12 protein-coding genes are annotated in these 10,831 nt (G+C 59.3%); 4 read left to right on the top strand and 8 right to left on the bottom strand.

Going from position 1 to position 10,831, the window contains the following annotated elements; all coding sequences use genetic code 11:
- Window positions 1–177: 177 nt before the first annotated feature.
- Window positions 178–987 (top strand): hypothetical protein, encoded by an 810-nt coding sequence (locus tag D3226_RS14505; protein ID WP_202383263.1) that lies wholly within the window; start codon window positions 178–180, stop codon window positions 985–987.
- Between the two features lie 190 nt (window positions 988–1,177).
- Window positions 1,178–2,311 carry a GIY-YIG nuclease family protein gene (locus D3226_RS14500; protein WP_202383262.1) on the top strand — a complete coding sequence of 378 codons (1,134 nt, stop codon included), beginning with the start codon at window positions 1,178–1,180 and terminating at the stop codon, window positions 2,309–2,311.
- Here D3226_RS14500 and D3226_RS14495 read toward each other — a convergent pair.
- Window positions 2,308–3,000, bottom strand: a complete 693-nt coding sequence (locus D3226_RS14495; protein ID WP_202344782.1) for a hypothetical protein — start codon at window positions 2,998–3,000, stop codon at window positions 2,308–2,310. The genes D3226_RS14500 and D3226_RS14495 overlap by 4 nt on opposite strands.
- Window positions 2,979–4,442: a P-loop ATPase, Sll1717 family gene (locus D3226_RS14490; RefSeq protein ID WP_202383261.1), complete on the bottom strand. Its 1,464-nt coding sequence runs from the start codon at window positions 4,440–4,442 to the stop codon at window positions 2,979–2,981. The genes D3226_RS14495 and D3226_RS14490 overlap by 22 nt, the downstream gene beginning before the upstream one ends.
- Window positions 4,443–4,534: 92 nt before the next feature.
- Here D3226_RS14490 and D3226_RS14485 point away from each other — a divergent pair, with 92 nt between their 5' ends.
- Window positions 4,535–4,720 carry a hypothetical protein gene (locus D3226_RS14485; protein ID WP_202383260.1) on the top strand — a complete coding sequence of 62 codons (186 nt, stop codon included), beginning with the start codon at window positions 4,535–4,537 and terminating at the stop codon, window positions 4,718–4,720.
- Here the strand turns inward: D3226_RS14485 and D3226_RS14480 are convergent.
- A protein-coding gene (locus tag D3226_RS14480; RefSeq protein WP_202383259.1) for an IS3 family transposase occupies window positions 4,717–5,912 on the bottom strand; the annotation gives its coding sequence in 2 pieces (ribosomal slippage) (window positions 4,717–5,625 and window positions 5,628–5,912; 1,194 coding nt in all). The genes D3226_RS14485 and D3226_RS14480 overlap by 4 nt on opposite strands.
- Before the next feature lie 84 nt (window positions 5,913–5,996).
- Window positions 5,997–7,114 (bottom strand): IS3 family transposase gene (locus tag D3226_RS14475; RefSeq protein WP_337249015.1). Its coding sequence is split into 2 segments (ribosomal slippage): window positions 5,997–6,877 and window positions 6,877–7,114, totalling 1,119 coding nucleotides; the frame shifts between segments, so codons are not numbered across the junction.
- On the opposite strand from D3226_RS14475, the gene D3226_RS15120 reads away from it, so the two are divergent.
- Window positions 7,055–7,186, top strand: a complete 132-nt coding sequence (locus D3226_RS15120; RefSeq protein WP_337249014.1) for a hypothetical protein — start codon at window positions 7,055–7,057, stop codon at window positions 7,184–7,186. The two genes, D3226_RS14475 and D3226_RS15120, sit on opposite strands and share 60 nt — an antisense overlap.
- A 153-nt stretch (window positions 7,187–7,339) precedes the next feature.
- On the opposite strand, the gene D3226_RS14470 is transcribed toward D3226_RS15120, so the two are convergent.
- From D3226_RS14470 to D3226_RS14455, 4 genes are read right to left on the bottom strand one after another with little or no spacing between them, the layout of a single operon-like run.
- Window positions 7,340–8,407, bottom strand: a complete 1,068-nt coding sequence (locus D3226_RS14470) for an ABC transporter permease family protein (RefSeq protein WP_202383258.1) — start codon at window positions 8,405–8,407, stop codon at window positions 7,340–7,342.
- Window positions 8,404–9,072, bottom strand: coding sequence for an ATP-binding cassette domain-containing protein (locus D3226_RS14465; protein ID WP_337249013.1), 669 nt, complete (start codon window positions 9,070–9,072; stop codon window positions 8,404–8,406). Before D3226_RS14465 ends, D3226_RS14470 begins: the two co-directional genes overlap by 4 nt.
- Window positions 9,062–10,111 (bottom strand): peptidoglycan-binding protein, encoded by a 1,050-nt coding sequence (locus D3226_RS14460; RefSeq protein WP_202383257.1) that lies wholly within the window; start codon window positions 10,109–10,111, stop codon window positions 9,062–9,064. The genes D3226_RS14465 and D3226_RS14460 overlap by 11 nt, the downstream gene beginning before the upstream one ends.
- Window positions 10,108–10,764 (bottom strand): hypothetical protein, encoded by a 657-nt coding sequence (locus tag D3226_RS14455; protein ID WP_202383256.1) that lies wholly within the window; start codon window positions 10,762–10,764, stop codon window positions 10,108–10,110. Before D3226_RS14455 ends, D3226_RS14460 begins: the two co-directional genes overlap by 4 nt.
- Window positions 10,765–10,831 lie beyond the last annotated feature (67 nt).

The raw sequence follows: 10,831 nt of genomic DNA, 5'->3' as shown, positions 1-10,831 counted from the left end.
AGTTTCGTGACGATGTGGTCCGCGGCGCGGGCTGCTGACGGGAATGAGCCGTATGGCGGGCGAGAGGCGTGGCGGGTGATTGTGCGGGCGCTGCAACAGAGGCTCGGCCTGCTCCTGTCGTGGCGGTACGTCTGAGCCGTGCGAGTAGTTCGTCTGTGCGGCGTCTACGATCTAGATATGGGCGAAGTTGAAGACGGGCAGTGGGTACTCGGGTGGATGCCAAAAGTCGATCTCGACGGGAACGCGATCACAAACGAGACGCTCGGCGCCGGCGGCTCGCGGCGCGACAATGGCACGATCTCAAAACTCGTTGAGGATCTGAGGATCGTCGAGGATGACGACGATGACGATGACGAACGCGATGAAGCACCTGAGGGTGACGGCGGTGGCGCCACTAACTCCGATGCGTTGAAATCTCTGTTGGTTGCCCTCGCTTCTGCTGCGGTCACTTACGGAGTAATAAAGAGCGCACCGGTAGTTAAGCGGCTGTGGGGTGAGAAGGTCGCCCCGGTGATTGAGACGCAACGGCAGCGCATCATGGCGCGGATCCGCCCGAAGAGCGCGGCGCTCGCCACCCAGCAGACGGAGCAGGAACTGGTCACCACTGCGTCCTCGACCGAAGTCGAACTCGCGGTGCGCCAGGAGATTGAGACACTTAGCCATGAGGATGCGTTGATCCTCTACCTCGAAATGATGACGGCGGTGGGCTACGCTGCCGAACGTCTGCGGAAGCTGCAGAACGCGCGGATCGAAGCCCCGGACGACTACCTCGAAGTCGAGAAACTGCGTGCAGCGCTTGAGTCACCGGAGATGATCGCCGATGTGAACCGGCAGATCGAAGCAGGCGCTGCTTCCGCTGATCCGGAGCTGGTAGCCGAGTTCGTGAGAGTCTACGGTGGCGGCGGAATTGTGGACGGTAAGTATCTGCCGCTTGAAGCCCACGGTGTTCATGAGGCGCTGCGGCTTTCGGAGGACGAGCAGGAGTAACCGGCGCACAGACCTACTCGATGACCTGCGGCGGGTGCGGCTTTCTAGAAGAGCACCGGGTCGAAGCTGGTCAAGAGCCGGTGTTCAATGCGATGACTCCGCGCAGGATCAAAGACGCCCCGGGAGCGGAGCTTACGGTGGCCGAGTGCCCACTGTGTCGCGGGCGGATGGTGGGGGAGGTGCGGGCGGCGTGAGTTCGATTCAGCATTTCGGCGTAGCAGTCAGGACAAGCAAGCGCTCGCCCATGCTCGTGCGCAGCGAGTACCTCGTACAGGCTTCGACCAAGGCCACGCAGCCGTGGGTGTATTTGGAGATGGCGTCCGAAGGGAAGATCACGGCGGCGCGTATGGCAGAGCTATTCGTGGATCCTGAGACGTGCGTCGAGTACTCGCCTGAATGGGTAGCGTCCCAGCGCGAAGCAGCGCTCAGGAACTTCGACCTGAACATGTTGTTCTTTCGCCGTCTCAACCAGCTGCGCTTCAATGACGAGGTCGCGAAGCTGCTCGCCGCACACCCTGAGCTTCGCGAGGTTACGGATCTGCGCACGGTCGCAGGCGAGCCGGGCATTTATGTGATGGTGCTCGACGGCTACCGGCAGCTCTATGTCGGGCAATCCGTGGACGTGACGAAACGGATACGGGCGCACTGGTCGAAATCGAAGCCTCTTGATCGGTTGATATTCGGTGATGCCGAGTCGTCGATCCTGTCAATTGATGCCTTCCGGGCACTGGATACGACGCGGGTTTTCGCTGTCACCGGAGACCTGCTCGATGACCCGTACGAGCGCAACCTCGTGGAGCAACGCATGGCCGCTTCGGTCGATCCTGACTTGTCGCTGAACCGGGTATCTGGCGGTGACTTTCAGACCGCCGCATTCGCTGTGGCGCTCGGTGAGATGAAGACCCGGGATCTGTCAGCTACTGACGAGGAGTGGGCGGCGTACCGCGCCGAACTCGCGGCCGCACCAGAGCCCGCACCGCGCTTGGTGGTGCCCGCGAAAGTGAAACGCGCGGTCGTGCCGGAGCCGGACTTCGACGACCCGGTCGGCCAGCTGGTGCGCGTGGCAAACCGTGAGAAGCGCGGCGGGTTCGTGCTGGTCGACGCTGGCGGCATGATCGTCGACGTGGTTGCTGCAGGAGGCGTGACAACAGGAGATCGCCGCATGCAGCTCTTCGCGGTGCCCACGGGGCGGTCGATCAGCCGCGAGAAGATGGAACGCGCGGTTGCAAAGGCTGGCGAGCTGGTGCGTGAAGTGACGCAGCCTAGGGAGCCAGTGGAGTTGTTTGAGCTGCTCGGCAGCTCCGGAGTGGCGGTGCGGGGTTAGGAGCGCCACCAAGCTGGATCCGGTTCGTCGCCGCCATTGGACCATCCGAGCCATCGCCCTTCCTTGACGTAAGAGAGGAACTTCCTTGCGAAGTCTGGATCGCTAGAGTTCACGCCGACCGCCGGTGCAACGGTGTCGGCCTCCTCTTCGAACGTTGCGAAGATCCTGTCGATGATCACACCAGCGATCGCTCCAAGGATCACTGCTTCATCCGCGATCCGAACTGTGGCCTCCCATAGCTCCTGAACGCTGCGTCGAACGCGGTCGGGTCCCAACTCGGTGCGAGCATCCTCAAAGTAGACAACAGCGGGATCGGCCGGATCAGGGTCGGAGACAAATGAATGCACGACAGAGTTCCGGAGGTTCCGGAGTTCACGCTCAGCGGTTTGCAGCTGCATGAGCTGCGCTTGCAAGTTCCCAGTAACCAAATTGGCGGCAACCAAGGTTTCAAGACGTTTCGACATCTCCATGTTGCGGCGTGGGAGATATGGCCGACCATCAGCGGTTGGGAGCGGTTTGCCGTCGGGATCGAGCGATTCCAGCAGCTGGTTCATACGCGCCTCGAATGCAGCATGAGATACCGCAGCTACGCCGATGTGACGGTAGGCAGGTTCAAGTTGGGAGCGAAATGTGTCGAACACTTCGGGAGGTGGGCCGCCATCGTTTGTCATGCTCTCGGGATGTTCCATGCTTCAATCAGAGCCCTGTGCAGGAGGAACCTGCCTTTGTACTTGAAGCCACCACCAGCGGCTCGCCGGTAGCTAAAGTTGGTGTGCTGGACAGAGTTCCTGCGAGTGATAACGCCAATTGCACCGGCGCGGTAAAGCTGGCGCAGCAACTGACGTATTTCAGTGGATGTGAGTACACCCTCAAGCGATTTCTCAAGTTCAGCGCTAGTGAAGTATGGGGAATCAAGTGTGCTGAGCTCTTCAAGGAAATCATTGGTCTTTGTGCCGCCCGTACTTGTGAAGGCTTTTGTGAGGTTGTTCTTGATCTCCGCCAAGAAGTACCCCTCGGAGTAACTTCGCACCGCACGACGCGCCTGCTCGACCCGCACTTGACCGCTTCCTCCATGAACCTTTTTGACAGCGTTCATCAAAGCGACCATGTCCCGTGGAAGGTAGCGGGTGTAGCCAAGCAGATAGTCGGCCACCGATAGTTGGCGATTCACCATTTCGCTCAAATATGCCTTCCTGATGTCCCCAAGGGTGAGCCAGTCGTTGGGGTTGCGGACAGACACTCGTGCCTTCTGCGAGATCATTCCCCAGAGCGACTCGCCTTCCGCTTGGTCATCTTGGCTCCAACTCAACCGAATGGTTTGATCATCCATTTTTGCTGAGTCAAAGCTTTCTGCAGAAGTGAACATGTCTTCCCGAACGGCTATCAATACAGTGGCTCGCAGGCTGGTACCACGAAGAAAGACGTTTACCTCATTGGTGGCATCTAAGAGTCCACCAAACGAGTTCCACTGATCATCTGAAGAAGCGAAGAATGAATCTAAGCCATCAACCGCAAGGAGATGTTGAGAGTCGGTGCTGATTTCTGAAATTGCACGTTTCAAGAGTTCGATAAGTTGAACAGCAGTCGCCCCTGCATCGCCAAAACCACCCTCAGCTCCAACGCCTTGGACTTGGAACCGGACCGTCGTTTTCGACCAGTCGAAGAACTTGGTTCGCAGATCTTCACCCTCAAGCAGGCCTAGTCGAACTAAGTCTCTGTGGAAAGTAGTTACTTGCCCGCCGTAGGATGCGCCTTGGTCACCGATCAATGAGGCAAAAACCTTTAGTAGGAGCTGAAACTGCCATGCGGCACATGTTGCAGAAGGTCCAGGCGTTGACCCGACCTGTAGCTTCGTCACATCTGCAATTGGGAACGTTGTTAGCGCCCACCTGGAAATAAAGTTCATCGGGCTACCTGCCCATTGAAGCGCTAGATGCTCGAGCACGGCGCTCTTTCCGGCGCCCTTGGCTCCGACCAGAACCCAACCTCGCATCATTGAAATGTCTTTGGCAGCGGATTTGCAATCGTAATAGCCACCAATCAGCAGTTCAGGAGAGTGAGCAGCCTCTGATGCTGCGTCAAGCATTCCGAATTCAAGTTGTCCAAAAGGTGGGAACTTCTTTTGCGCCATTCCCTGATCTTATGCGCAGGCAATGACTATCTGGGGAGGTGGCAAGGTGGCGTGGTGTCTGGTTTCTGCCCCCACCGCGCATTGCTCACTGCATGGCAGAAGACATCTACGAATCCCGCATCACCCGAGCCGCCGAGAGCATCGCCTCCGTGTGGCACGACCCTTCAGCCGAACCACCGGTCGCGGCGTGGCTCGTGTCGGAGTGGAGCGGGCTGCTCATCCGGCAGACCCGTCAATCTGACGGGTCTGGTGTAGGAACTGGTGACGGTTCTGGTTAGGCCGCGAGGGCCAGGTCGTTGTTCATGATGGTCTCGAACTCGACCGGCGTCAACCGCCCCAGGCGAGCCTGCCTGCGCCTGCGGTGGTAGGTCCGTTCGATCCAGGTCACGATCGCGATCCGTAGTTCCTCGCGAGTAGCCCAGGAGCGACGATCGAGGACGTTCTTCTGCAGCAGGCTGAAGAACGATTCCATCGCCGCGTTGTCGCCGCAGGCCGCGACCCTGCCCATCGATCCAACGAGATTATGCGCGGTGAGTTCGCGTCGCAGTTTCCTGCTTCGAAATTGCGATCCTCTGTCCGAATGGACGATGCAGCCGTTCACGTTTCCGCGCATCCGAACCGCGTTTCGGACAGCCCGGACCGCGAGCGATGCTTTCATTCTCGAGTCGATCGAGTAGCCCACGATTCGGCCACTGAAGACGTCCTTCACGGCGCAGAGGTAGAGCTTGCCTTCGGCGGTCTTGTGCTCGGTGATATCGGTCAGCCAGAGCTGATTCGGTCTCTCCGCGACGAACCTGTGACACTCACGGCCATCTTCATCGATGACGACGCAGAGATCGTCGTGAACGGCGGGGCCGGGCTTCTTGCCGTTCTTGCTCCGCTTCTTCCCGAACACACTCCACCAGCCGTTCGCAGACGCGATCCGCCAGGCCGTTCGATCCGACATTGACTCACCACTCTCGGCACGGGCTTCGTCGGCGAGGAGCCGATACCCGAACTCCGGGTCGTCACGGTGAGCGTCGAACAGCGCGTTCGCGCGATACGCTTCACCCAGCTCCCGCTTACTGACAGGGGTCTTCAACCAGCGGTAGTAAGGCTGGCGGGCAAGCTTCAATACCCGGCACGACACCACGACGGGAATCCCATCAGCGGCGAGCTCGCTCACGAGCGGGTAGAGCCTTTTCCCGGCAGATGAGCCTGCGATAGATACGCAGTCGCGCGGCGCAGGACCTCGACTTCCTGCTCGAGGAGACGATTACGCTTACGGAGCTCGCGCAGCTCCGCGGACTCCTGCTTCGTCTGGCCGGGTTGCTCGCCGGCCTCGATCCGCGCTTGACGCATCCACTTATCGAGCGTTCCGACATGGACACCGAAGTCCTTCGCGATCTGCGCGAGGGTCACGTCTGGGTCGCGGTTCTCCGCGCCGCGGACCACATCGTCACGAAACTCCTTCGGGAACGGCTTGGGCATAAAGACATCCTTCCAGGCTAACCTCCTCGGCTAGCCACGTTNTGACCTGACCTACAGTTTGGTTTCCAGTCCCGGTCGCTAGCTTCAGGCGGATGTCAACTGTTTTGAGATAGCGAAATCGAAGTCCGTGGGCGTTTGATATCCCAAGGACGAATGCCTTCGTCTGCGATTGTAGAACACCTCGATGTACTCGAATATCGCGTTCGCGAGCTCGATCCGAGTTCTCCATTTCTTCCGGTTCAGCAATTCGATCTGCATCGATGACCAGAACGATTCCATCATCGCGTTATCAAGCGCATCACCGACGGTTCCGAACGACGGCAGCAGTCCTGCAGAGCGGATCTTCTGGGTGAACGCCCACGAGGTGAACTGGACTCCATGATCAGCGTGGACGATGCCACCTGGGGCTGGTGTTCGCGCGCGGAGCGCCATGTCGAGCGCATTCACCACAAGAGTTGAATCTTGCTTGGAATCGATCGCCCATCCCACGATCTTCCGGCTGCACGCGTCAAGCACGGCCGCGCAGAACACCTTTCCTTCCCGCGTCGGATGCTCCGTGATATCCGTCACCCAGAGCTCGTCCGGCGTGAGCCTGTGGAACTTGCGATGCACAAGGTCATCAGCAGTAGCAACCCCTTTCAAACGATTCACCCGGGTCGGGCCAGGGAGCCCGTAGATGCCGCTCTTGGTCATCAGCACTGAGATCAGCCGGCTCGAACATGGGATCTCCATCCCGATGGTGAGCTCAGCATGAATGCGCCGGTACCCGTACGTTCCGCGCGAGGCCGTGTGAATTTCACGAATCAGACCCGTGAGCCACTGCCTCCGCAATTGCGTGGCGCTCGTGGGACGCTTCCGGTATCTGTAATAGCCCTGCCGGGAGACGCCCAGGAGTCTGCAACAGGTCTCTACGGGTGCCCCGGTATCGACGAGACGATCGATCACCGGGTGCGCCCTTTTGGGTCGACGTGTTCCTCCTCTGCCAACCATTTCGAGGCCAGTTTCACGATCTTCAGCTCCTGCTCGAGCTGTCTGATCCGGCCTCGTGCAGCTCGCAGCTCCGCGTCCTCGCTGGTAGATCTACCGGGCCTGCGGCCATAATCGATATCGTCTTGACGGAGCCAGGAATGCAGCGTGACCTCGTGGATACCGAGATCGGCGGCGGTTTGCTTGATCTGTCGGCCTTCGCGGACGAGCGCGATCGCGCGTGCACGGAACTCTGGCGGGTAGGGGCGTGGTATGTGGGCGAGCCTTTCATGAAGGCCATCGACTAGCTACCCCGAGTGGAAACCAAACCATAGGTCAGGTCAGAATGTCACCTAAACGTGCATCAGACCCTCACCGCGGGAATGACCGATAGTGGGTAGAGGTACCGCTCACACGTCTTCGCGGCTGCTCTTGGGTAGGTACTAGGTCTCGCAGACTACTCAGCGTTCTTTGAAATAGCGGAAGAGGTATTTCTCCCGCATAGATGAAGCGCCGATGAGCGCCCCAAGCAGACTCCCAGCGATCGCCGCGATTGGCGAAGGCAGAGCCAAACTCAGCATCCATACTTCGGGCATCGGGTTGAGGCCAATGGCAAGACCCAGCGCGACGACGGTAGCGAGACTTGCGCCGAGGGTAGACCAGATGAGGCATTCGAGGATTGCCGTCGAAACGAGCGCGGCGCGGGTCTGGCCAGCATGCAGAGCTGCGGCGTATTCCAGTTTGCGCGCTCGCGCCCAGATAAGTCCGAGGACGGTGCCTGCAAAGATTGCAAACAGCGGCATCCACCGAGTCGCCCGGTGTAGGTAGAGAGTCGACCCATCAAGCGTTGTGCTGAGGCTTCTATTGAGCTGCGAGATCGCAACTTCGGTGCTTTCTGCGTTCACCATCTTCAGCGCGGAGCGCAGCTGAGAGTCGGCGCTTTCTGCCTGGGGCCAGGCCGCCATCCAGCACTCGTTGAAGGAGGATCCTTGGCTGGGTACAGGGACGAGAATCGCATGCTCCAGTCGAGAGTCACGGCCGTCATTCGGGTAGGTAAAGATTCCCGCCACGTCGAGGGAGCGCCCTTGGCTCTGAAGCGATGAGCTCACCGCAACGCCCAGGGCGTCCGCGAGGCTTTGAGAGATCCATACCCCGCGCTCCTTCGACTTGATGCCCAGAAGATCTCCGAACCCTTCGGTCACTTCATAGGCTTCGTAAGTCGTGCCGGGCAAAGTATCAAGCACGAGCTCTTCAGCGTTCCGTAGAGCTCCCGAGGCGCTGACGTTGTCATAGGTCGTTAGAGCCTCGCAGTTTGAGCTGTCGACTCCATCCTCTGCGACGAGGTATTGGATAGAACCTCCCTGCTCAATGTAGGAGTCCACCGAGGTGATGATCCCCTGCACCGCGGTCAGGTCAGCGCCTGTTCCGATGAGGGCGATCGCCGCCGTCGCAATCGCAAACTGTGTAGCTCGAGTAGTACCGGTTGCGAGGTTTCTCCAGGCTTCGGACAGGACACTTCGAAGCTTCATGGCGTTTCGCCCGTGTAAGTCGGGGCGAAGTCCGCAAGATCAAGAATTCGAGCGCAGGATGCTCGCGTCCCTGGATCGTGGGTCGCGACGAGGACGATGGAGCCGGCGCTTGCGATGGCTCCCAGCGTGTCGTTTATGGTGCCTGCCGTTCGGGGGTCTAGCTGTGCCGTGGGCTCGTCTACCAGCAACAGATCGGGCGCTAGTGCAACTGCTCGGGCAAGCATGAGGCGTTGTGCTTCCCCGCCAGACAGCTCCCGGAACTCCCTGTGTTGTACCTTCTCTAAGCGGAAGCTCTGGATGATTGGCTGGGCCTTCTCCTCAGCTACGAGACGGTCTAGTCCGGCAGCGAGCATCGGGAACGTGATGTGGTCGATGGCTCGTCTGCGCGCGATGCCGTGGGGGTTCTGGAACACCCAGTTGATGGACGATACGCCTGTCCGCTGAACTACGCCGTCAACTGGTGCCTCCCAACCGGCCAGAATGGACAGCAATGTCGATTTACCGCTGCCGGAAGGGCCGCAAACACCAACTACTTCCCCCGCTGTTGCCGTAAAGGCCACGTTCTCGAAAAGCAGCGGAGCGCCAGAGAATCCGTGTGTGAGCCGCTCAGCGCGGACATGACGTTGTGCCAACTCGAGCACTTCTTCCTTCGTCTCACGGCGCACAGGTTGCCCCTTTGAGGGAAAGCCCAACTGCGACAGTCTGAGGCACCTGCGCCTGTGGATCTGTGAACGAAATCACAGCTGTCCCGAGCGCGGAACCAAGAAGGGCCACCGGAAGAGTTCTTGCTCCGGATCGCACGCACAGCAGCCCCTCGGTGTCGACAATCGCTCCAACAGGGACGGTGTGAGCTTCGATCTTGTCAGCGAGCGAAAGGGTGGCAGTGACAGTCGATCCAGAGTCCTTGCGGAGAGCCTCAACAAGTTGCACGTCGGAGGAGACCCTCGCGAGGAAAGTGGGATCGTTGGCGACACCGCTTTCAGACACAGGGCCAGTCAACCCATTGAGTGTGAGGGACCGCGCTCCGGGTGTAAGCGAACCAGGCATCGCGACCACTTCGAGTTGCGCGACAGCGCCTCCTGTCTTCGCTAGGGGTGTGTCACTGGAGACGTTCTGTCCAGGCTGGATCTCGCATGTCAGCGCTGAGACCTCGTTCGCTGGCAGCCAGAGAAATTCCGACTGAAGCGTGGTGCTGGTTCCCTCCTGGGCGCCCTTGTCTACTCGCAATCGTTGGACCGCGTTGGATGTGTTCCACCCATACCAACCTGTGACGTGTTCGCTCGCAAGATACCCAAGGCTGACCAGCTCCTGTTGCAGCGCAGTGACGTCTGTGCCACTGTCCTGCCAGTTGAGGTCTCTGAATAGTGGAACCGCGGTGTGGAGACCGATGATCGGTTGTTCGTCAACTGAGGCGACAACCTGCCCGGAGAGAAAGCTCCCCCCGGCTGTGCACTCCGATTTCGTAAGGACTCCTTCCCGTCTGAGGGAAAGAATTGCGGGATCAGAAGTCTTGAGGCGAACCTGGACCTTGCGATCATCACCGAAGCTCTCACGATTGACCGGAGCCTGCGATTCCGTAGCCGCCGGTTTCAGAGACTCCGGCGGTGCTACAGGGCGTAACGCATAGCCAAGGAGACCAGCCGCTCCGAGAAGAGTCCCAGCTGCCACGACCGACAAAACTAGTTTGCTGCGAAGAGCGGTCACTTTTGATCCTTGATCGCGATAGCGTAGCCGCCTGCGGAGAAGCATTCTTGAGCTTTGGGATCGTTGGGGTCATACGGAGCGTGCGTGAAGAGGCCTTCCAAATCGGAGAGAAAATCTGAAACTTTGTAGGAAGGGTCTGCAAGACCACTCTTTTTGAGGCAGGCGACGACCACTTCGTCGTTGTTCGCGAGCAAGTCCGGATTGCCCTGTTGTGCCCGATAGAGCGCCTCAATAGGCGCCAGCTCATCCGAGCACTCATTCCCGGTCTCCATATACTTGTCCACCGCCTCTTCACCTTCCAGAGGCGGTGGTGTGATTTGGATGATTCCCGACGACAGGCGCGTGTAGTTCTCTGTGTACCCCGCGTTCGTCATGCAATCCACGTAGAACCGGTGAGCCTCGTCATACTGTGCTTGCGATATTCCTCCGACTTCGATGGCCTTGGTCAGAACGTCGATCACAAAAGGGTTCTTCTCCTCGTCTAGGTATTGCTGCATCAGCTCTTCGTGGCTGCCGGCTAGGCGTTCTCCCGTCGCGGGCTCGCCGACACTGCCGGTTTGACTCGTGCATGCAGTGAGGAGCCCAAGAGCGATAACGATTGCGGCGGCACTTGTTGCAAAACGAGAGCCTGCGTACTTGAACCGAGAACTCATTTCGGGAACCTCCTGGTGTGACTTCAATGCGATGAACACAGGTCTACCCGGGTACGGTCTGGAGCGA

The organism is Leucobacter chromiireducens subsp. chromiireducens (assembly GCF_016758255.1).
In the GTDB taxonomy this organism is placed as follows: domain Bacteria; phylum Actinomycetota; class Actinomycetes; order Actinomycetales; family Microbacteriaceae; genus Leucobacter; species Leucobacter chromiireducens.
This window is presented reverse-complemented; position numbering and strand designations above follow the sequence as displayed.